At 39.1% G+C, this 20,976-nt stretch carries 21 protein-coding genes and 1 riboswitch; of the genes, 7 read left to right on the top strand and 14 right to left on the bottom strand.

The features are described 5' to 3' along the window. Nucleotides 1-11: 11 nt before the first annotated feature. Both GVV20_RS05940 and GVV20_RS05935 read right to left on the bottom strand, forming a co-directional pair. The gene (locus tag GVV20_RS05940) at nucleotides 12-1,037 is read right to left on the bottom strand and encodes a DUF916 domain-containing protein (RefSeq protein ID WP_159740272.1); all 1,026 of its coding nucleotides are present in this window, start codon (nucleotides 1,035-1,037) and stop codon (nucleotides 12-14) included. Nucleotides 1,038-1,322: 285 nt separating this feature from the next. Next, nucleotides 1,323-2,624 (bottom strand): class II D-tagatose-bisphosphate aldolase, non-catalytic subunit, encoded by a 1,302-nt coding sequence (locus GVV20_RS05935; protein WP_159740273.1) that lies wholly within the window; start codon nucleotides 2,622-2,624, stop codon nucleotides 1,323-1,325. Nucleotides 2,625-2,819: 195 nt separating this feature from the next. On the opposite strand from GVV20_RS05935, the gene GVV20_RS05930 reads away from it, so the two are divergent. Beyond that, nucleotides 2,820-4,034, top strand: a complete 1,215-nt coding sequence (locus GVV20_RS05930; RefSeq protein WP_159740274.1) for an amidohydrolase — start codon at nucleotides 2,820-2,822, stop codon at nucleotides 4,032-4,034. Between the two features lie 135 nt (nucleotides 4,035-4,169). Here GVV20_RS05930 and GVV20_RS05925 read toward each other — a convergent pair whose 3' ends face one another. The 7 genes from GVV20_RS05925 to GVV20_RS05895 form a co-directional block, all read right to left on the bottom strand. Continuing rightward, on the bottom strand, nucleotides 4,170-5,531 hold the full coding sequence (locus tag GVV20_RS05925) for an NCS2 family permease (protein ID WP_159740275.1): 1,362 nt from the start codon (nucleotides 5,529-5,531) through the stop codon (nucleotides 4,170-4,172). Between the two features lie 65 nt (nucleotides 5,532-5,596). Next, nucleotides 5,597-5,699, bottom strand: a riboswitch (purine riboswitch). A gap of 68 nt (nucleotides 5,700-5,767) precedes the next feature. Then, entirely contained in the window at nucleotides 5,768-6,181 is a 414-nt protein-coding gene (locus tag GVV20_RS05920; protein WP_159740276.1) for a GNAT family N-acetyltransferase, read from the bottom strand. 115 nt (nucleotides 6,182-6,296) lie between these two features. Beyond that, nucleotides 6,297-7,289, bottom strand: coding sequence for a 2-hydroxyacid dehydrogenase (locus GVV20_RS05915; RefSeq protein ID WP_159740277.1), 993 nt, complete (start codon nucleotides 7,287-7,289; stop codon nucleotides 6,297-6,299). An 18-nt stretch (nucleotides 7,290-7,307) separates the two neighbouring features. After that, nucleotides 7,308-8,351 carry an AEC family transporter gene (locus GVV20_RS05910; protein ID WP_159634610.1) on the bottom strand — a complete coding sequence of 348 codons (1,044 nt, stop codon included), beginning with the start codon at nucleotides 8,349-8,351 and terminating at the stop codon, nucleotides 7,308-7,310. Nucleotides 8,352-8,565: 214 nt separating this feature from the next. Further along, nucleotides 8,566-10,398: a heavy metal translocating P-type ATPase gene (locus GVV20_RS05905; RefSeq protein ID WP_159740551.1), complete on the bottom strand. Its 1,833-nt coding sequence runs from the start codon at nucleotides 10,396-10,398 to the stop codon at nucleotides 8,566-8,568. Nucleotides 10,399-10,639: 241 nt separating this feature from the next. Further along, nucleotides 10,640-11,446 carry an aldo/keto reductase gene (locus GVV20_RS05900; RefSeq protein ID WP_159740552.1) on the bottom strand — a complete coding sequence of 269 codons (807 nt, stop codon included), beginning with the start codon at nucleotides 11,444-11,446 and terminating at the stop codon, nucleotides 10,640-10,642. A 6-nt stretch (nucleotides 11,447-11,452) separates the two neighbouring features. After that, a complete protein-coding gene (locus GVV20_RS05895; protein WP_159740553.1) occupies nucleotides 11,453-12,349 on the bottom strand; it encodes a patatin-like phospholipase family protein in 897 nt (298 codons plus the stop codon). 67 nt (nucleotides 12,350-12,416) lie between these two features. Between GVV20_RS05895 and GVV20_RS05890 the strand changes: the two genes are divergently transcribed. Next, nucleotides 12,417-13,571: a DNA recombination protein RmuC gene (locus tag GVV20_RS05890; protein WP_159740554.1), complete on the top strand. Its 1,155-nt coding sequence runs from the start codon at nucleotides 12,417-12,419 to the stop codon at nucleotides 13,569-13,571. A gap of 35 nt (nucleotides 13,572-13,606) precedes the next feature. Here the strand turns inward: GVV20_RS05890 and GVV20_RS05885 are convergent, their stop codons facing one another. The 5 genes from GVV20_RS05885 to GVV20_RS05865 all read right to left on the bottom strand — a co-directional run bounded on the left by GVV20_RS05885 (nucleotide 13,607) and on the right by GVV20_RS05865 (nucleotide 16,843). Next, a complete protein-coding gene (locus GVV20_RS05885) occupies nucleotides 13,607-13,819 on the bottom strand; it encodes a hypothetical protein (protein ID WP_159740555.1) in 213 nt (70 codons plus the stop codon). 16 nt (nucleotides 13,820-13,835) lie between these two features. Continuing rightward, nucleotides 13,836-14,732, bottom strand: coding sequence for a CPBP family intramembrane glutamic endopeptidase (locus GVV20_RS05880; RefSeq protein WP_159740556.1), 897 nt, complete (start codon nucleotides 14,730-14,732; stop codon nucleotides 13,836-13,838). Between the two features lie 73 nt (nucleotides 14,733-14,805). After that, entirely contained in the window at nucleotides 14,806-15,870 is a 1,065-nt protein-coding gene (alr, locus tag GVV20_RS05875; protein WP_159740557.1) for an alanine racemase, read from the bottom strand. Then, a complete protein-coding gene (locus GVV20_RS05870) occupies nucleotides 15,870-16,280 on the bottom strand; it encodes a hypothetical protein (RefSeq protein ID WP_159740558.1) in 411 nt (136 codons plus the stop codon). The genes alr and GVV20_RS05870 overlap by 1 nt, the downstream gene beginning before the upstream one ends. A gap of 59 nt (nucleotides 16,281-16,339) precedes the next feature. Next, nucleotides 16,340-16,843 (bottom strand): GNAT family N-acetyltransferase, encoded by a 504-nt coding sequence (locus tag GVV20_RS05865; RefSeq protein ID WP_159740559.1) that lies wholly within the window; start codon nucleotides 16,841-16,843, stop codon nucleotides 16,340-16,342. 50 nt (nucleotides 16,844-16,893) lie between these two features. Here GVV20_RS05865 and GVV20_RS05860 point away from each other — a divergent pair, with 50 nt between their 5' ends. The 5 genes from GVV20_RS05860 (at nucleotide 16,894) to GVV20_RS05840 (ending at nucleotide 20,937) form a co-directional block, all read left to right on the top strand. Then, on the top strand, nucleotides 16,894-17,748 hold the full coding sequence (locus tag GVV20_RS05860; protein ID WP_159740560.1) for a YitT family protein: 855 nt from the start codon (nucleotides 16,894-16,896) through the stop codon (nucleotides 17,746-17,748). Between the two features lie 14 nt (nucleotides 17,749-17,762). Continuing rightward, entirely contained in the window at nucleotides 17,763-18,416 is a 654-nt protein-coding gene (locus GVV20_RS05855) for a hydrolase (protein WP_159740561.1), read from the top strand. A gap of 76 nt (nucleotides 18,417-18,492) precedes the next feature. Further along, entirely contained in the window at nucleotides 18,493-18,777 is a 285-nt protein-coding gene (locus GVV20_RS05850) for a HesB/YadR/YfhF family protein (protein ID WP_159634638.1), read from the top strand. Nucleotides 18,778-18,838: 61 nt separating this feature from the next. After that, nucleotides 18,839-19,531, top strand: a complete 693-nt coding sequence (locus tag GVV20_RS05845; protein WP_159740562.1) for a GTP pyrophosphokinase — start codon at nucleotides 18,839-18,841, stop codon at nucleotides 19,529-19,531. Between the two features lie 134 nt (nucleotides 19,532-19,665). Further along, nucleotides 19,666-20,937 (top strand): DUF1576 domain-containing protein, encoded by a 1,272-nt coding sequence (locus GVV20_RS05840; RefSeq protein ID WP_159740563.1) that lies wholly within the window; start codon nucleotides 19,666-19,668, stop codon nucleotides 20,935-20,937. The last annotated feature ends 39 nt before the right edge of the window (nucleotides 20,938-20,976 follow it).

The following is a 20,976-nucleotide window of genomic DNA, read 5'->3' as shown; positions in this document are numbered from 1 at the left end:
TATATCTCCTTTTATATATGATTGTTTTTATCCTTACGTCGCTTCCATACTAATAGAATAATGATAAATAGCATGATTCCCATAATACTTAGTAAGAGCCAAGTAAGCATATTCGAATTTTGGTTAAAGTTCACGACATTCTGGTTTGTATTGGCCGATGCTTCTTCTGACACCACCAACGTATCGCTAAAATGCCAACTAGAAGTTTCATGCTTAATTTCTAAGTCCATTGCATACGTACCAGGTTCGATTGTTTGTTGCTCACTGGTGTATACGACTTTAAAGTTGGTATTGGGTGATATTGAACCATTTTGCTTATTCACACTTGCTACCACTTTATCTGTTTTTGTATCACGAATTGTTCCATTCAAGGTAACACCGTTCATTAAAATTGGTTGATCATTTTGGATTACTGAGACAAAACGTGCATTGAGATCTATTACTTCAGTCTCTGTTTTAATGTAATTGAGATTACTCATTTCAGTACTGTCATGCATCCGGGTCTGAACACCTAATGTATAAGCAACACGATTATTTAATGTTACGCCTTGCGCTCCTGTTTCTTTCTTATCAGAATCTGTATCTGCGATAACTGTAATCCCACCCAAGCGAATACCATCGAAGTCAACACCGTCTGTATCTATATCGATGTGTACAATTTCCGTTGCGTGTGGGGCGACTTCGACTGATTCTTCGCGAACTTTCGTAAAGCTTGTGAGCGGTGTTGTCAGTGAGGCATCTGCTTCCTTGATAGTACTAAATTGTTTTGATGCATTATTGTTTGTAGTCGCATCTGCGAGTAATACTGTCGCAACCATTGTTTCGTTCCCTTGATTGATGACTTCGAGTTCAAGTGTCTGTTTCATGTTTGGTTCGAGTTTAAGGTCAAAGTAGCCAACATTTTGATTTATTTGATTATCAGGGATAATAGGATTAATTGAGAATTTCTCATAGGCATCTGCACGGACTGTGCTTATATTTCCCACCATAATCATTAATGCTATGATAAATGTTACTACTGTTTTATTTTTCTTCATGTCGCTTTCCGTTCCCTTCCGATTGCCGTTGTTTATATTTTGTTAATATATAAACCTTTTGTTTTTAATTTCGATTGCACGCAAATAATATCAATTTGAGGGATTTTATGTATGAAATGTCACAAAACAACATTAATATGTAATAAATACCAATATTTTTGCGATGTAAGCGTAAATCATTATTTTCCAAATAATTCAAACGAAAAGTTTATAAACGGAACCAAAACCAGACTTTGCACATAAAAAAGACTCCCTTGCGGAAGTCTTTTTAACTTTAAGAATCTATTATGCTTCTAATTCATCAACATGCGTTGCGAACTGATAGTCATCTAAGTAAAGTTTGACATAGTCTTTAATCAATGACAATGGATCATTGGATACTTTACCATCTTTGATACGACGGTATTGGTAAGGCATATATTGTGATAATAATGTCATTGGAATTGGTGTTGCTTCTAAATTAGCAACAAGTTTACTGATAGCAGCTTGCACTTCAGGTGTTGGCAAGTAGTAACGTGCACGGTCGGAATAGCTATATTTACGTTTGATTGCAAGTTCTGCATCCGTTCCGTGGTAATGTTTTTGCCAGTTTCCAGGACTTGCTAACATTGTTTCTTCAAGAACATCAATAAAGCGTGAAGGATCTGTTGTAATTTGATCTTCAATATGTGAGAGGGCAAATAATGCTTCGCGTAACGCAAAGGTCAATGCCGGTCCAACTTTGAGAATGGCGATTCCATCTTCAACCATTTCACGTAAATGTTCTGGTGTTTGGTAATCGGTTGAGTGACCTTCAAATACAAAGTTATCAAACTCATCACGTAATGTTGCGGTTAAAACTTTCGCATTTTCACGGTTGTATTGGAAAAGGTCTTCGTCACCAAATTCAACTCCAGGTTGAACAACAATACCGATTACAGCATCAAATACTTTTTCGACACCATATTCTGTGAATGTTTCTTTAAAGACACGGTATGTTTCTTTAAAGTCTTCTGGACTTGTAACTGCTAATGTTTCTTCTTTTTCTTGCGCACCCCCTGGGATTGGAACTTCACTACCAATAATGAAGGCTGGGAAGATTGCGTCTGGGTTTTCTTTTAAAAGTTCATCATACGCTTCTAGTGATGCTTTAGCCATGATTGCTGAACGACGTGCAATCGTTTCGTTTGATAGCATCTCTGTTGTGCTGTCATCAGCGACACGCATTGATGTATCCAAATGGATTTTTGTAAAACCGGCACGTACATAATCATAAACAAGTTCGACTGCATTTTTCATAGCTTCGTCTTCGTTTAAATCTGTCCATGTCAGCGGACCTAAGTGGTCTCCACCTAAAATAATACGTGACTTATCATAACCTACTTTATCAGCCAAACCGTAAACAAATTCACGATAATCTGCAGGTTTCATTCCTGTATAACCACCAAATTGGTTAACTTGGTTCGCTGTTGCTTCAATAACTACTGATGAGTTGTGTTCTTTTGCGAATTCTAATGTAGCTTCAAGTACAAGATCGCTCGCAGTACATGCTGAATAAACCCCAACTGGGCGTTTATTGCTTAATAAAAACAATGGATTTTTTTTCATACTTTCACCTCGTACTTTAATTTTAGCACAGTTCAATTTGCACTATGTTGTGGTAAATAATAGGGTTGTTGCATTTTTCGACATAAAATACGATTTTGTCATTAAAAATTCAAAAGTATGAATTTTTTTTACTACTTCGGATAATGCTTTTCATTCAGTGACATGATATATATAAGTTAGAAATGGAGTGATACGATGTTATGGATTAAAAATGTTTTATTGGAAAAGGGATATGTTGAGTATCCTTCCCTCGGCTATAAAACTGACACAGAACTTAGTGTCTTAGGTATTGAGCACGGAAAAATCGTTACTATTTCTGATACATTGCCAGATAATGCTACAGAAATTTTTGATGCCCAAGGGTATCTCGCAATTCCCAGTCTTGTCGACAATCACATCCACTTGGATAAAGGCCATCTGGGTGGTCCTTGGCAAGCTGTGGTACCGATGCAAACTGTCGCAGATCGAATTCATGAAGAAGAAGGATTTTTAGAATCGTTTTTAGTGAATACACCACAACGTGCACAAGAATTGATTGATCTTGTGAGTAGTTATGGCGCTACTTTTCTAAGGGTACATGTTAATGTTGATCCAGTCGTTGGACTGAAAAATCTGCAGTGCATTCGTGACGTGTTAGAAAGCAATGCACATCGCATGGACTTTGAACTTGTCGCTTTCCCACAACACGGCACACTTGCAACTGAAAATGACAAATGGTTAACACACGCCATGCAACAACCCGGTGTTAATGTAATCGGTGGTCTCGACCCCGCCACAATTGATCGTGATATTGACGCATCTTTGACGGTATTGTTTGAGCTTGCGCAAACATATCACAAAGAGATTGACATCCACCTTCATGACCACGGTACTCTCGGTATCTTCGAGATTGAGAGAATTGTTGATTATACTGAAAAGTATGGATTAGAAGGTCGTGTCCAAATTAGTCATGCTTATGCGTTAGGGGATGTTTCTTTAGACATGGTTGCAAAGATTGCCCAACGTCTCGCTACATTCGACATCGCAATTAACACTACGGTTCCGATTGATACGTCTGTACCACATATTCCAACACTTCAAAAGGCTGGCGTCCGCGTTCATGTCATTAATGATAATATCAACGATCATTGGAGCCCTTTTGGGACGGGTGATCTCCTCCAACGTGCAAGTCGTGCAGCTGAACGTTTCAATTTGACTGATGAAATATCACTATCACAATCACTAGGACTTGTGACCAAGGGAATAACCCCGCTCACGCCTTCTGGCGATAGAGTTTGGCCCAAAATTGGGGACTGTGCGAATATTCTCTTCGTGAAGGCTGAATCTTCGGCACATGCGATCGCACGTGTTCCCCGAGAGCGTGTCTTGATGTTCAAAGGTGCATTTATGACGCCACATTTCAGAAAATAGTCGTCGTATAAAAGAGTATCTACGGATACTTTTTTTGTGGTCACATCGGCAAGAAAAAACCTCTAATGTGGCACCATTAGAGGTTTATGTTTTTATAAGGAATTAAGACATGTTAGCAACAAAAGTAATAGGATTTTATTTTAATGCCTCAAGGATAAAGTTCATCATAAATAATGCGGTTGAAATGTAGACAATTGGATGGACTTTACGTGCACGACCTTTCGCTACTTCAACAATGATATAAGCCATAAATCCAAAGGCTAAACCGTTTGAAATACTGTATGTAAGTACTGTCATAACAACTGTAAAGAATGCAGGTACTGCAGTTTCAAAGTCACTCCATTGAACATCACCAAAGGAAGCACTCATGAGGATCCCAACAACAATCAATGCAGGCGCAGTCGCCGCTGCAGGTATTAATGAAACGACAGGTGCAAGGAAAATACTGAGACCAAAACAGATTGCAGTAACGACCGATGTAAACCCGGTACGTCCACCTGCTTCAATTCCAGCTGAACTTTCGACAAAAGTTGTCGTATTTGAGGTACCAAAGATAGCTCCAACTGATGTTGCGATGGCATCTGCAAACATCGCTTTATCCATTTTTGAAGAAAAACCTTTCCCCTCTTCAAGCGCACGTTCATCTTCAGCAGTAAAGATGCCTGAACGGCGACCCGTACCAATGAAAGTACCAATTGTATCAAAAGTATCCGTTAAGCTAAATGCAAATACAATCGGGAATACTGTCATTAAACTATGGTTTGTAAAGAGGCTGACAATCCCTTCATTTCCCAACGCTTTACCAAAGATGCTTCCAAACTCTGTAAAGATTTCTCCAAAACTCACAGTTTGTGCTGCACCGCCAAGATTAACAACGCCCATTGGGATACCAATTAATGTTGTAAGTACAATTCCAATAAGCATCGCTCCCTTTACTTTGCGAAGCATTAATACAAGGATCAAGACCAATCCAATTAATGCCAACAAGATATTTGGGTCACTAAAATTCGATAATGCAGGAACCCCTGCTCCGAAGTTTACAAAGTTGATGTTCAATAGACCAATATAGGCAATAAACAATCCAATACCAGCTCCGATTGCTTGTTGCAATGTTTCTGGAATCGCTTTAATGATATGTTTCCGAATGCGAGTGACAGTAATCAAGATATTAATGACACCACATACAAACACAAGCGCTAATGCTTCATAAGGTGTAAACCCCCCAATGATAACAACAGTGTAGGTGAAGAACGCGTTAAGTCCCATACCTGGTGCTTGTGCATAAGGCACGTTCGCAAACAACCCCATAACCATGGTCCCTGTAATTGCTGCGAGGATTGTTGCAATGTAAACACCATTGATCGGTAATCCAGCTTCGGATAAGATCTGTGGGTTTACAAATAAAATGTAGGCCATCGTAAAGAAGGTTGTAATCCCTGCTAATACTTCTGTACCTACGGTTGTATTATTGTCTTTGAGTTTAAAGAATTTTTCCATTTATTCTTTCTCCCTTTCGTCTCAAATGATTAAAAAACCAAATAAAAAAGATCGGGAGAAAACGATCTTGAGAGTTTTCACCACGATTGTCGATACATTTACGGTGTATCGGTAGAGACTACCCGACCATATTTCGGGTATTAAATTCGGCTAATTAATACACTTACAGTATATGAACACAACTATTGATTGTCAAGTGAACCTTTGCGAATGATAGAAAAAACTGCCGCAGCAGTTTAATCGAGATACAAAATGTAGAAGTGCGTTGTGATTCCAACGGCCGGAACATTTTCGAGGACCGCGTACTGTGTAAACCCTAGTTTTTCGTAGAATTCAGGCCCTTGAAAGTTCAGTGTTGATACCGTAATCGATTTGCAGTTATGGGCTTTCGCATAATCAATCGCTGATTTCACTAATTTTGATCCGATCCCTTGGCCGCGGTAGCCCTCCTTAACTGCAAGCATGCTTATTTTAAGCCGCTGATAAAATATTTTTCCAGTAATCCCACCAATGTATTCGTTGTCGATCGAATAGACATTTGAGAGCGCTTCGTATTTTTGTGATGGAAAGACGGACAATGCGGCATTATGCTCATCAAGTAGGACATTTAGTAGTGCTGAATTTGTATCATAATCTATAGACTTAATCATAGTAACCACCCCTTATATAACTATTGTAGGCAATCTTTTCGTTAATTTCTATGCTTTACGCATAGATTTCACATGAATTTTTATACGATAAAAAGAGCGCTTTCGCGCCCTCTCATTATGCTAATTCGTTTTTTGATGTTCCTGTATTAATGAACTCTTGTAAGTTTTCATATGAGTACTCCACCATATTGCTAACGGCTTCATCTGTATATGATCCAACATGTGGTGTTACAAGTACACGTGGGTATAAGTTCATGATACGTGTCATCAGCGCATCAACCTCAGTTCCACGTAAATCTTTATTAAAGTAAGCTGTTTCGTTTGCGAGGACATCTGTACCAAATGCTTGAACTTTTCCTGATTCAACAGCATCTAAAATTGCATCGATATCTTGGAGTTCACCACGTGACGTATTGATTAAAATTACACCATCTTTCATTTTAGAAATTAAGGCTGCATTTAAGAATTCGTCATTTGAACCTTTGAAGTAAGGCATATGCATTGAGATGATGTCTGATTCTTTAAGAAGTGTTTCAAGGTCTACTTGTGTACATGTATCACCTAAGTAATCTTTCTCCACAACATCATATCCGATTACGTTTGCGCCAACCCCTTTGAAGATTGTTGCTGCCGTAAATCCAATTTTACCAAGACCGATGATTCCGACTGTTGATTTACGGATTTCTTTACTAAACATAAAGTCGTCGATTTTGAAATTTCCTTGTTGCGTGTTATTTGTTGTATACGATGTATGGCGTGCAAGTGTCAATGCCATGGTTAATGCAAGTTCAGCAATCGCATTGGGTGAATAGAAAGGCACATATGCAACTTTCAATCCGAATTCTTTCGCTGCTTCTAAATCAACATGGTTGTATCCAACTGTACGTGTTAAGACATACTTAACGCCATAGTTCTTATAGATTTCTAAGTTTTTACGATTTCCTGGGCAATTTCCACGAAGCATAACTGCATCACAACCTTCTGCAAGGTGAACAGATTCATCGTTTAACATTGCTTCAGTTAGTACTAAGTCATAACCAAATTTTTCATTCAATGATTCAAAGAATGGTTTTTCTACTGGGCGTACCCCATAACATAAGAGTTTCATAATTTTATCCTTTCAAAATTAAATAATACCTGCTGTACCAAGAGCTGTTAAGATAATTAACCAAACAATAATAGCAACGATAGATAAGACGGTCGCAACGAGCGATGCATTGGATGCAAAGAGTGCTTCTTTATCAAAGTTGATTGCATAGCTAACACAAACAGTTGCTGGTGGTGTTGCTAACATAATGATAATTCCTGTAATTGCGACAGAGTCTAAAGGCAAGAATCCGATTTTTTTGAAGATGATCATCATGACTAATAAGATTGCTGGGATAATGACAAGTTTTACTGCTGAATAAATCCAAACTGCTTTGTCTTTCACAGCATCTTTTAATGAAATTTTTGCAAGTGTCATCCCGATTGCCAACCATGCTAATGGTGATGATAGTGATGCTAAGTAACCGACTGATTTCATGAACCATGGCAATGTTTTATCCAAACGTAAGAATGCACCAGTCCATGCTTTATCACCAGTACCAATTGTTACTTGAGGTAAACTACCTTGGAACATCCAAATTGCAAATCCAATAAATGTTGCAAGAATGATTGGGTTCAAAATGATTTGTTTTAAGTTTTTCTTTTCGAGTTTTAATCCAGAGAAGAGAATAAATCCATATGAGTATAAGAAGACACGGTAAGCAATGTTAAATAGGTTTGCGTAAAGTGTTCCTTCTGTACCTAAGAATGCTGAAATAATAGGAATTCCGAAGAATGTTGTTGATCCAAAAATTGTGATTCCACGAATGGCATCTAATTTGTCCCCTTTATAGATGAACATGTAACCAAATGTGATGATGATTAAGATCACGTATGCGACAAAGCCGAAGATAAATGTATTGAGTCCGACTGTAAATGTCTCAGGTTTAATTTCTGTCATAAATGCTTGGAATGCTAACGCTGGTAACGCAACATTTAGTAAGACTGCTGTTAATGCTTTAGACGCTTGGTCTGTAACTTTATTTGATTTTTTCAAGTAGTATCCTAAAAGGATAATTGAAATTGTTGAAAAAATCGCCCCTAGAAATGCTTGATCCGAAAGGACCTGTTTCATAATTTCCATATTCTATTTCCTCCATTGTTCTCATCACAACTTCAAGTTCCGCTTTGAAGTGCTTCGAGATATTAATCATAAGAGATAAATAGGTATATATATAGGGTGTTTTATCGATTTTTATCATTTTATGTCATTTTCAGTGCATGAGTGGTATCCATATTATATAGTATGTGAAATATTTAACTAAGGTAACAAGTGCAACCCTTTACAAAAAAAGATACTATTTTACAGTATCTTTCATCATTAATGGTTTCAACAAACGCAAGCTGTTAAGGATAACAAGGATTGTGCTTCCTTCGTGCCCAACGACGCCAAGCGGCAATGAAATATCGCCCATAAAGTTAGCTGACACAAGCAGTAATATCACACTAAACGAGAAAACAATATTTTGAATAACAATACGACGGAGTCGTTGTGACAAGGTATATGCGTAGCGAATGTTCTCGATGTTATTGTGAACAAGAATGATATCTGCAGCCTCAATCGCAATGTCAGTTCCACCACCCATCGCAATTCCAATCGTTGCATTCGCAAGAGCTGGCGCATCATTAATCCCATCACCAACCATCGCAACATCACCATATTCCTCAATTAAAGCATTGATAATATCTGCTTTTTGGTTTGGAAGTGTTCGCGCTATAACACGTTGGACTCCTACCGCTTCTGCTATCTTGTTTGCAGTTTCTTGGTTATCACCGGTAATCATGACGGTTTGAATATTTTGTGCGTTCAACCAAGAAATTAATGCGATTGCATCTGGACGCAAAGTATCTATTAATCCGATAATACCAACAATTGTTGTTCCTTCTTGAATATAGACTAACGTTTTCCCTTCCGCCATCCAAGCGGCTTCTAAAGCAGTCATTGTTTCGTTAAGAGGTTCTGTCGATTCATTACGCCCAACTTTGTACTGTTTGCCCTGAAATGATCCGCGAACTCCAAAACCTGGAAGTTCCTCAATATCCTGTACATCAACAGCGCCTGTATGCATTTCTTTGACGATAGCTTGTGCAAGTGGGTGGGTCGAATGACGCTCTAACGCAACGACGATGCCACGTAACATTTCATCGTTTAGATGAACATCTGTGACGCGCATTTCGCCTTCTGTTAACGTTCCAGTCTTATCAAAAGCAATCGCTTTTAAGTCCATGAGATTTTCGAAATGAATACCTCCCTTAACTAAAATACCATGTTTTGCACCATTTGAGATTGCAGCAAGGGTTGCTGGTGTGACCGAGGCAATCAATGCACATGGTGAAGCAACGACGAGTAAAATCATGCCTCGATAAAAGGCAGCTTCAAACGGCACATTCATCAACAATGTCGGAATTGCAATAAACAATGCAACAACCACTAAAACCCCTGCAGCATAATAACTTTCAATTTTATCAATGAAACGAGCTGTTTTTGACGGATAATTTTGCGCATCATCAACCATTTTAACGATTTTCTGAAGCATTGTATTCCCTGGTTCTTCGTCGACTTCAATCGTAATTGGACTCGACACATTCAATGTTCCACCGAATACACGATCTCCAACTGTTTTATTACGAGGAACTGATTCTCCTGTAATCGCCGCTTCTTCGAGTGCGGTTTCTCCGCTTACAATTTTTCCATCAATCGGCACACCTGCACCACGAGCAACAATGACTTTATCGCCAATTTTAAGCGTTTCTACTTGAACCGTACGTGTACTTCCATCTTCGAGTAATTGTTGCGCCGTTTCTGGTTGCATCGCCATTAGCGAATTGATTTCACGTTTGCTCTGATCCAATGTCATTGCTTCAAGAGCACCCGATACCGCAAAAATAAAAATCAGTACCGCACCTTCGGAGTAATAACCGATCAAGCAGGCCCCTAATGCGGATAAAATCATCAACAGTTCAACGTTTAAATGTTTATTTTCTAGTGTATCTTGAATCCCTTCAAGTGTTTGTTTGTATCCCCCGATTACAATCGCTAACACAAAAAATACAGGACTGTTGGTTACGAATCCTAGTACTAGGAGTATTCCACATGTAATCGTATCCCAAAATTCTTTAATATAATTCATACATCTACCTTCTCTCATAATTGATATTGATAATGATTATCACTATATGTAGATTGTATCACACGATCTTTTGCTTTTGAAGTGCGAACCATTAATTATTCAACTTCACAAAGTATTTACTTCATGGGTATGATAGTTTAACCCTCACTATGTATGAACCATTAATTTTTGCATTAATGAATTGCCGATTTGATTTTTCTTCAGCATTCCGAACAAAAAAAAGATAGGAATCCTATGATCCCTATCTTCCAATGATTATGTCACTCTCTGGTGAATTTTCTTTGTGGAGCGACGAAATTTCGTCACACTCTGTTGGCGCTAATTCAAAATCAAAGACATCAAAGTTTTCGGCTTGACGATGAACGTTTGCTGATTTCGGAAAGACGACAAATCCTGTTTGAATTTGCCATCGCAACACGATTTGCGAAACAGACTTTCCATACTTCTGTGATAACGCAACAAGAATCGGTTCTTCTTCCAACGCACCGCGCAACAAAGGACGCCATGCTTCCATGATAATGCCATGGTCGTAATTATAAGCATACGCTTCAGCTTGAATCATATACGGATGCCGTTCCAACTGGTTGACCATCGGCATAACAACCGCATCTTCCATTAAAACTTCAAGTTGGTGATTACTAAAGTTAGAAACACCAATTGCCTTGACCTTACCTTGTTTGTATAAATGCTCCAATGCACGCCATGTTGCCTTCGAGAGTGGATGAGGCCAATGAATCAGGTACAAATCAAGATAATCTGTTTGTAGATTTGCAAGTGTGCGTTCAAACGCTTGCAGTGTTGCATCGTAACCTTGATCTGTTTCCCACACTTTGGAGGTCAAGAAGAACTCTGAGCGCGGGACACCACTATTTTTAACTGCGGTTCCAATTATGAATTCATTGTCGTAATAAGATGCTGTGTCGATATGGCGATAACCCGTCTGAATGGCATGCATAATTGCGGCTAGCCCATCTTCACCAGTTAATTTATAGGTTCCCAAACCAAGAACCGGAATAGAAACCCCATTATTTAAAGTTTGATAAAGCATGATACATCATCTCCTTTTTAAACGATCAAACCACGATTCTTTCTTCGTAAGTTTGCGAATATCGTCCATGTGATATCGTATCACGCGAGCACCTTGAATCATCGTAAATTGCCCACGACCGATCTCAAAGATACCAACTTTATCAAGGGGAATATTGATATGTACATCGGCTTGTTTTTGTACTAATTGATCTGCTTCAATCCGCATAATATCCATGACACGAGTCCCTAATCCAATCATTGAATCGAAATCTTTGAAGGGTTCATTCGAATGCATCGTAATCGCTATAGTGCGATCAACACCGTAGTCCTTAATCGGAACAAGGGGCAAATTCTGACGAACGCCACCATCGACAAGCATCATATCTTCAAACGGCGTTGCCGCAATGACGAACGGGAACGAACACGATGCTCGTACAGCCGTTGAAAGCTTGATGTTATCAATTACAAGCGTTTCGGGATCGGAATTTTGATAAAGTTCCGGATGAGACACAAACATTATCGTTCGTCCAGTGATAATATCAACAGCATTAATTGCAAGTGGAATTTTCGCGTCTTGAATCATATGGAGTCCAAGTTTCTCTAGATAGACATCCAGCACATCTTCTAAGTCTTGACCGTCGACAAGACCACCTACCAGTTTGTCTTTTGAAAATGGCAGGAGCTTCATGGATGGACGACTCATAATCTTCTTATCTTGAATTTCCTTCTCCAATTCTAAAGCCACATCTTTAACCGTTTCAATGTCTACACCACTGGCATACAATGCCGCAATAACAGAACCCATTGACGTTCCGGATATCGCATCGATTTCAACACCTTCACGATGTAAGGCTGCTAGTATCGGAAGTTGAGAAAATGCACGAATACCGCCCCCCGATAATGCAATTCCAATTTTTGTCATGTTTATCACCTCTGCTTTTAATTATACCGCATCTTCTATGATACAATTACAAAAAGGATGTGAAACTATGACACTTACACTTGAACTTGTATTACTCATTTTAATTGCATTGGGAATGCTCTTACTCCTAATCCGTAGCTATATTAAAACTGATAATACACAGAACCAACAGGAGCTTCTCAATCGTAATTTCAATAATCTAACGGATCGTTTGGACACAAAGATAAATGATTTGAATCAGAGAAATGTCGAGTTTGAGCGGACAATCACTTCAAGTTTAATACAATTTCATGACCGCACCTCAGCTACCATGGGAACTCAATTCGATAAGCTCCAAGAGTCTGTTGAAAAACGATTAATGCTCATGGATCGACGGATGTCTGAAAGTCTTGAAGAAGGATTTAAAAAGACCAATCAAACCTTCACGAACATTGTTGAGCGACTTAGCAAAATTGATGAGGCACAAAAGAAAATCGATGCTCTTTCATTTGAAATTGTCTCGTTACAAAATGTTCTTACTGATAAAAAGACACGCGGTGCTTTTGGTGAAGTGCAACTTGCCCACATTCTCGCATCAATCTTTGGCGAGAAAAACGACAAAATTTACCAACTTCAGTATACCTTCTCTACAGGTTCACGATCTGATGCTGTCTTGTTTGCACCTGAACCTTTAGGAACACTTGCGATTGATTCAAAATTTCCGTTAGAAAACTACCGCCGGATGGTCGACGTAAATATTAGCCCCGAGGCCCGCACGCTTGCCACCAAAACATTTGTGAGTGATGTGAAGGCACATATTGATGCAATTGCCAACAAATATATCATTCCTAACGAAACCTCCAACCAAGCTATTATGTTCGTCCCTGCAGAAGCAATCTTTGCGACCATCAATGCATATCACGAAGATATTATTGACTATTCTCAAAAACGACGGGTCTGGCTTGCTTCACCAACAACACTGATGAGCACCTTGACCACCATTCAAACAATTCTCATTAACCTTGAACGTGAGAAGTACGCAGCTGAAATCCACGACCACTTGCGGAAACTATCCGTTGAATTCGATCGCTATCGGAACCGTTGGAACAACTTATCACGACACATGGACACACTCCATTCCGATTTCAAACAACTCGATATTACCACCGAGAAAATCACCAAACGCTTTGATGACATTTCAAATGTGGATGTTCAAAATACGGAAGCCATTTCCAACGAATAGAAAAAAGCTTGCTTCAGTGATGAGGCAAGCTTTTCTTATGCAAAAATTGCAAATAATAAAACGACATATCCAATCATTACGATGGGTGCAACGATAAATTTAATCTTTGAGCGTTTTAATAACGCTTCATCTTTTTCATCCTTGCCTTTAAGACGATCACCGTATGCGGATATCATGACAGCAATACATGCCATGAAAATTAAATATCCTGCCGTCGACATATAATTATAAAAAGTAACGCGATCCATGTTTAAACCCTCTTATCTACATTGCAATCAACACACAGAATGAAATACCATTCATCAATGCGTGAAGCAGAATACTATAAACCATACTGTCTGTTTTAGCATAAACCCATGCCATCACCAGTCCAGCCCATATATAACTCAGCGACATAATCCATTCAACTTTTACACCTGCAAGAAGTCCTGGGATAATATGAAGCAAACCAAAGATGACACCCGTCACAATATAGGCAAGAATTTTATGTTTACCATATATTTGGCGGAAATAAATACCACGATATGTAATCTCTTCAACGATTGGTGCTTGAAGTACAACCATGAAGAAACCATAGATAGGTACGGAACGGATGATTGTTTCAACCATTTGTTGGTTGACTGTTGATTCCGTAACGCCCATTGCTTGGGTAATCATTGCGGTCACAATATTACCTAGATATACAAGCCCTAAGCCCATGAAAACATATCGGTATTTCTTATCACTATTTTTAAAGTTTTGCCATGATTCATAAATAACCACCCGCATCTTGTACACCAAATAGTATATGCTGATTAAACCCATCACAATTTGCGAATACAAGCCGATATTTTCAGTTCCGCCAGCCGCCATTGATATCGTTACAAACATGGCACTGAGTACAATCTCAAAAAGGAATAGCTGTAAGATTGTGAGGGCCGCCCGGCCCAAACTAAAGTTTGAGCCATCTTCAATATGTTCATAGACTGAAAACGACAGTGGATCCTGGAAAAGGCGCATATACAGCTCGTATCCGCCGAAAACCAAAAATACCGAACCTGCAATAATTGTACCTAAGAATGCGCTCATGTCAGCATTGAATGGTAACAGTGCTGCTAGCATCGCAGCACCAACATAAAAACCGACCATGTAAATCCAGATACTTCTTGTTCTTTTTTTCATCATAAGCCCCCTATTGTTGTTTTTTTGAAAAAAGTGTTTGTAGTCAAACCTGAGTTAGCCTATAAACACTTGTTTAACGCACGTTAACGAAGACAACGTGTTGATTACGAAGATAGCGCCGTTCAATCCGATCACTTAATGTTGAAAGTTGAATGTATGGCATAATCCCTGTCGCTTCATGAATCATTTTTGCAGTTCGGTTGGGACCAAGTAACTGAATAGTATCCCCAAACTTTACCGATTCATCAACGCGAATCATTGTCTGATCCATGCACACTTTACCAATGATTGGATACGTGTGATTGTTGATGGAAACAGGAACGCTATGATTACGAACGTCAAAGCCATCCGCATACCCAATAGGCATCGTTGCGAACATCTCGTCCACTGATGCAGTGTAGGTATAGTCATACCCCACCGTTTCCCCTGCTTGGATATGATCCAAATGAGTTACGGATGCATTGAGTGTAAGGATGGGTTCCAAATCAGGCATATCAACGCGATATCCGTACAACGCAATCCCCAAACGTGATCCATTAATCCATGCTTTATCTGCAATCAGCGCAGTTGGCGCATTGCCTACATGAATCCATTTGATCGTTTTCTCTAAAGAGGTCACAATCGTTTCAAACGTTTGCAGTTGACGGCGCCCTATCTCAAGATTTTCAGGACTTTGAAAGTGCATATAAATTCCTTCAACGTCATGGTTTGCAACGATATCACGAATGACTGCTGCATTCTTAATACCATAGCGGTTCATCCCCGTGTTTACTTCGATATGTAATCGAAGTTGCATATTTAATGCATGGATTGATGCATACCATGCTTCAGATGGAACAGTATACACAAATTGCGGATGATGATGTTTCTGAATCACCGCCGCAGAAACATAGCTAAAGATAAGGATATCTTGGGTAATTCCCGCTTCTTGGAGTCGAAGTGCCTCATCGAAGGAGGATACGCATAAAAAAGGTGTCCCTAACGCTTCCAGTTCGCGCGCAATAACAATATCACCGTGACCGTATGCATTAGCCTTCACTACGCCAAATACTTCTGTATTTGTATAAGCTTGGATCCGTTTATAATTACGTTCCAGTTTATCCAAATCTATTTCTGCCCATGTTTCTCTAAATCCCATTAAACAACCCTCGAATATATATAAGATACATACAGTGCCAACGCACGGTATAAAAACCATAAAACTGATGAAATACTTTCTTTTAACATTGAACTAAATGTTAAACGGATGGATTCCATGTTGATGAGTCCTAAAATTCCAAACTCTGAAATAATATCAGAAAGGATAATTGCAAGTAATGTTGATAATACCGCTACAATTGCGAATTTTAATTGAATGCCTCGCCCAACGCGATTGATTAGCATTGCGATTAGTAAGCCCACACCTGTAAGAACGATCGCATGGTTAAAGACATATTGTCTGAAGTAACCACTAACCACCCCTAAAAGCACTGCCGAAATCACACCAGCAATGATGGACATCGTAAAGCGATGTTTAACAGATGCTGTTTGATTGTTGAATAGTACCATAAGCGCCTCTTTCCTTGTGTTTTCATTGTATATTTTACACTATTTTTTATGCAGTGACATCATTTCACGATTAACTTGTCGTATGCGATGCGTTTACTGCCATTTAGAAGGGTTATTTCCCCACGTTCGATATAACCGTTACGTTCTAAGAAACTACGCATCTTTCTATTTTGAACGTGCGTATCAATCCGATAATACGGAATCCCAATTTCTGTTTCGATTGCTTGGAGAAATTGACTTCCAAGTCCACCGCGTTGATGCGTTGATGAAACGACAAAGCGGTGAATGACCGCATACGGTGCATCATAACCCCAAGCACCATGGATTGTTGCATATGTCGACTCTCCCATTGTGGAGACCATACCGCTCGCCAGAACGGTCTCATCCTCAACATAAACAAATGATGTTCCAGCATCAATATCCTGTGTCAGTGTTTCTATATTAGGATACCCATCTTGCCACTGATCAATACCCGCTTTCTTCAGCATCGCTGAAGCATTTCGATACATTTCCACAATCGCTTCGCGATCTGTGTCGGTTGCTTTTCGAATTTGATATGTCATTTTTAACCTCGCGTAAAGACATTCGTCGCTTTGATTGTTATAATAAGGACATGAACAATATTAAGAGAATTTCCTATGTCATTGTAGGATCATGTTTATTTGCAATGTCCGTTAACTTATTTTTGATTCCTGCCTCCATTTATAATGGTGGGATAACAGGTATAGCCCAGTTGCTTCGTGATGGGATTATGAATACATTCAATATTCATCCATCATTCGATATCTTTGGCCTCATCAATTTAGGTCTTAACATTCCAATTTTTATCTTTGCTTGGAGTCGTTTATCCCCTAAATTCGTTCAATTAAGTTTACTCAGTATTATAACACAAACTGTAGCGCTGACGTTAATACCCATTCCAAAATCGCCATTAGTGGAGGATGTCTTTATTGCGATTGTATTAGCAGGAATTATAGGATCATTTGGTGCATCTCTTGCCTTTCGGGCAAAAGCATCCAGTGGTGGTTTAGATGTTATCGGATTCTACTATTCCCAGAAAAAAAAGGGAAGTCTTGGTAAAATCTACTTAATTATTAATAGTATTATATACTTAATCTGTCTCGTTGTTTACGATGTTCAGACTGCAATTTATTCGTTGGTATATTCCTTTGTGTTTTCGTGGGGCCTTGATCGTTTCCATGAACATAACTTGGAAGCCAGTGTCATGGTCTTTACAAAAAACAAAGATATTAAAGCACATGTTATCTCTGAGATTCACCGCGGTGTTACACACTGGGAAGGTTTCGGAGCCTATACAGGAACGAGCATGGATGTCTTTGTTACGATTGTTGCACAATCTGAGTTGAGTGATATTAAACGCTTAATTCGGCACCATGATCCAAGTGCATTTGTGATTGTTACCAAAAACCTTAAGGTTGATGGTGGTTTCGAAAAACGTCTTATTTAGAAGTGGAGCCTATTATGAAAAATATTCCAGAATATAATGGTAATTTAAGAAAGCACATTCTCCGTGTTCCTGATATTATTGATACAGCAAGCGGCATTCGTGTGTTCGGCCGTGTTATTAAGTCGCTCGTTTTCACAACGGATATCGCCATTATCCGTAATTGCAATGCTGATGCGGTCATGGCAGTTTATCCGTTTACACCGCAACCGATTATTACGGATGCAATTGTTGCTTCGTCAGACAAACCCGTCTTTTCTGGCGTTGGTGGTGGTACCACTCGTGGACCTCGGGTCATTGGACTCGCTATGGATGCAGAGCGTCAAGGAGCACACGGTGTTGTCGTGAACGCACCGACCTCGAATACCATTATCCGTCTTGCAAAACAGAGTCTTGAGATTCCCATCATTATCACCATTACCGATATTGATACAGATATCTCAGCACGGATTAATGCTGGTGCAGCAATCTTAAATGTGTCTGCTGCCTCAAAGACTCCAGAAATTGTCCGTCACATTCGTGCGTCTTATCCGGATGTTCCAATTATTGCAACCGGTGGTCCAACTGAAGCGTCTATTCAAGAAACAATTGAAGCCGGTGCCAATGCGATTACCTACACACCACCTTCAACTGCAAGTCTCTTTAAAGGAATTATGCAATCGTATCGTTAGTGTACCTCCTGTGCACTTTAAACCCGTATAATTGATTAATATGCTATGATGATATTAGAAATTAGGAGAGATTGATATGAAACTAACAATTACAAACGAGGCCGCAAAATGGTATATCGAAGAAATGGGATTAGTTCCTGGCGATAGCATCAAATTCTTCGGTAAAGTATACGGTCCACATGGTGGATTTTCATTCGCGATTGCTAAAGAGGAGCCTACCAACCCACTTATGCTTATCACGGAAGAGGGCGTAAATTTCTACGTCGAACAATTTGATGAGTGGTTCTTTAACGATAAAGAAGTTAACATCAAAATGCGTGCAGATGGTTACGAACCAGAATATGAAGTTATTGTAAAATAAGGGCTCTCGCCCTTTTTTATTTATACCTATTTGGTACAATATTGGTATAAGGAGTTTTACTATGACACAACAGACTTTACAAGAAATCATAATTAACCGTGACCAACGTTTTAATATCCCGTCACTCTTTCTTCAACAAGCCAAACGCTTTCGCGAAATGATGTTGCTCTACGAATGCGCCGTTGACGAAATCACAACCAAATTAAATATTTTAGATAAAGAATTAGGTTTTGTATCACAACGCAATCCCATCTCGGCCATTAAATCACGCGTCAAGCGTCCACAAAGTATTGTAGATAAGCTTATCCGTGACGAAAAACCTGTGAACGTCGAATCGGTTCGCGAAAACCTCAACGACGTTGCTGGCGTTCGTGTTATTTGTTCTTACATCGATGATATTTTTGCACTTGCTGAAATGATTCAGAAACAAGACGATATTCGAATTATCGAAGTCAAAGACTATATCACCCATCCTAAAGATAATGGATACCGCAGCTTACACATGATTGTTGAAGTTCCGGTCTTTCTCTCATCAGGGAAAGAATATGTCCGCGTCGAAATCCAAATCCGCACGATAGCGATGGATTTTTGGGCAAGTCTTGAACATGAAATTCGCTACAAGAAATCACACAAGCATTTAGAAAGTGTCGCTGAAGCATTAATGGACTGTGCCAATACGATTGCCGAAACAGATCAAAAAATGCTCGATATACGCTCACTCATTGATGATGGTGACGAAAAACACGAAGAATAATAATCACGAAACCAGAAAGATCACTCACTTTCTGGTTTTTTTCAGTTATTTTTACTGTCTCTATTGTTTTTTTAGGGTTTATGAATTGTAAGCGTATTGCAATATTATGTAGAATATAGAAAAGGAAGTGATTTATGAAACGCCATACCCTGAATTTCTTATTATTCTCAAGTATTTTACCGATAGTACTTGCGGTTTTGATAGCTTCGCCTACGGAGCTTTTTAATGGTATTATCGCAATTATTCAGACTCAAGACATTCTTATCACAGATTACATTGCAATTGGAGGGTTGGGAGCCAGTTTGCTTAATGTAGGGCTGATATCATTACTTGCTGTTTGGATGATTCAATACTCGGGAGCAGAAATTAATGGTACAGCGATTGCTTCAGTCTACTTAATGGGAAGTTTTGCCTTTTTTGGAAAAAACATCTTCAATGTCTTACCGATTTTGCTTGGTACCTACCTTTATTCTAAGATAACAAAAGAGCGCTATTGTGACATTGTCCACATTTCGCTACTAGCTACGAGCTTTGCACCGATTGTCACAGAATTGTTGTTTTATATTCCAGCCCCCTTATCGATGCGCTTATCACTGAGCATGATTGTTGGGATCTCCGCAGGTTTTATTATTAAACCAGTATCTCGTCATCTATTTAAAGTTCATGAAGGATTTAACCTTTATAACACTGGATTTTCGATTGGAATATTGGCCACTTTATATGTATCCATTATGAAGTCGTATGGTTATGAGCCGGTAAAGCGTTTAATTCTTGATACAGGCAACACGTTGCCTTACGCATTATCACTCTCAGTACTCTTACTAGCGATGTTTATGTATGGGTTTTATCTTGATGGATTTTCATTTAAAAACTACCGTCAACTGTTAAAGGAACCAGGTTATCTGGACCATGACTATCTCAAAATGTACGGCCTTTCTACAGTTCTCATTAATATGGCCATTAACGGTTTTATTGTGATGGGTTATGTCCTATTTATAGCCAAAGCAGGTTTGAATGGTCCTTACATTGGCGCTATTCTTACCGTTGTCGGATTTTCTGGGTTGGGGAAACATGCCCGTAATATTGGGCCTATTTTAGTTGGTGTTGTGTTGGGAAGTTTGACCCAAAACTGGACGTTAGATACACCAACGATTGTCTTTGCTGCATTGTTCGGAACAGCGCTTGCTCCGATTGCCGGACATTTTGGTTGGGGTTGGGGAATCCTTGCAAGTTACATCAATTCCTCAGTAGCCTTGAACTCAGGACAGATGCATGCAGGTATGAATCTATATAACACAGGATTCTCTGTTGGAATTGTTGCGGCAGTCTTAGTTCCAATCATGCATCGCTTTGCACCAGTACCGCCAGATTTAGATAAACAGCTTGAATACGATTTAGACGCATAGACATGATAAATGTCGTGCGTTTTCTTTTGAGAATTGGTA

Origin of the sequence: Erysipelothrix aquatica (assembly GCF_009828775.2) — a bacterium.
GTDB classification, from domain to species: domain Bacteria; phylum Bacillota_I; class Bacilli_A; order Erysipelotrichales; family Erysipelotrichaceae; genus Erysipelothrix; species Erysipelothrix aquatica.
This window is presented reverse-complemented; position numbering and strand designations above follow the sequence as displayed.

Bases quoted from the DNA above. Each gene is read 5' to 3' on its own strand.
- GVV20_RS05855 (WP_159740561.1), top strand. From the start codon at position 17,763: ATGAAAAATATTCCAGAATATAATGGTAATTTAAGAAAGCACATTCTC.
- GVV20_RS05915 (WP_159740277.1), bottom strand. From the start codon at position 7,289: ATGAAACTCTTATGTTATGGGGTACGCCCAGTAGAAAAACCATTCTTT.
- GVV20_RS05910 (WP_159634610.1), bottom strand. From the start codon at position 8,351: ATGGAAATTATGAAACAGGTCCTTTCGGATCAAGCATTTCTAGGGGCG.
- GVV20_RS05840 (WP_159740563.1), top strand. From the start codon at position 19,666: ATGAAACGCCATACCCTGAATTTCTTATTATTCTCAAGTATTTTACCG.
- GVV20_RS05860 (WP_159740560.1), top strand. From the start codon at position 16,894: ATGAACAATATTAAGAGAATTTCCTATGTCATTGTAGGATCATGTTTA.
- GVV20_RS05940 (WP_159740272.1), bottom strand. From the start codon at position 1,037: ATGAAGAAAAATAAAACAGTAGTAACATTTATCATAGCATTAATGATT.
- GVV20_RS05880 (WP_159740556.1), bottom strand. From the start codon at position 14,732: ATGAAAAAAAGAACAAGAAGTATCTGGATTTACATGGTCGGTTTTTAT.
- GVV20_RS05890 (WP_159740554.1), top strand. From the start codon at position 12,417: ATGACACTTACACTTGAACTTGTATTACTCATTTTAATTGCATTGGGA.
- GVV20_RS05885 (WP_159740555.1), bottom strand. From the start codon at position 13,819: ATGGATCGCGTTACTTTTTATAATTATATGTCGACGGCAGGATATTTA.
- GVV20_RS05900 (WP_159740552.1), bottom strand. From the start codon at position 11,446: ATGCTTTATCAAACTTTAAATAATGGGGTTTCTATTCCGGTTCTTGGT.
- GVV20_RS05895 (WP_159740553.1), bottom strand. From the start codon at position 12,349: ATGACAAAAATTGGAATTGCATTATCGGGGGGCGGTATTCGTGCATTT.
- GVV20_RS05930 (WP_159740274.1), top strand. From the start codon at position 2,820: ATGTTATGGATTAAAAATGTTTTATTGGAAAAGGGATATGTTGAGTAT.
- GVV20_RS05925 (WP_159740275.1), bottom strand. From the start codon at position 5,531: ATGGAAAAATTCTTTAAACTCAAAGACAATAATACAACCGTAGGTACA.
- GVV20_RS05870 (WP_159740558.1), bottom strand. From the start codon at position 16,280: ATGGTACTATTCAACAATCAAACAGCATCTGTTAAACATCGCTTTACG.
- GVV20_RS05920 (WP_159740276.1), bottom strand. From the start codon at position 6,181: ATGATTAAGTCTATAGATTATGATACAAATTCAGCACTACTAAATGTC.
- GVV20_RS05865 (WP_159740559.1), bottom strand. From the start codon at position 16,843: ATGACATATCAAATTCGAAAAGCAACCGACACAGATCGCGAAGCGATT.
- GVV20_RS05935 (WP_159740273.1), bottom strand. From the start codon at position 2,624: ATGAAAAAAAATCCATTGTTTTTATTAAGCAATAAACGCCCAGTTGGG.
- alr (WP_159740557.1), bottom strand. From the start codon at position 15,870: ATGGGATTTAGAGAAACATGGGCAGAAATAGATTTGGATAAACTGGAA.
- GVV20_RS05845 (WP_159740562.1), top strand. From the start codon at position 18,839: ATGACACAACAGACTTTACAAGAAATCATAATTAACCGTGACCAACGT.
- GVV20_RS05850 (WP_159634638.1), top strand. From the start codon at position 18,493: ATGAAACTAACAATTACAAACGAGGCCGCAAAATGGTATATCGAAGAA.
- GVV20_RS05905 (WP_159740551.1), bottom strand. From the start codon at position 10,398: ATGAATTATATTAAAGAATTTTGGGATACGATTACATGTGGAATACTC.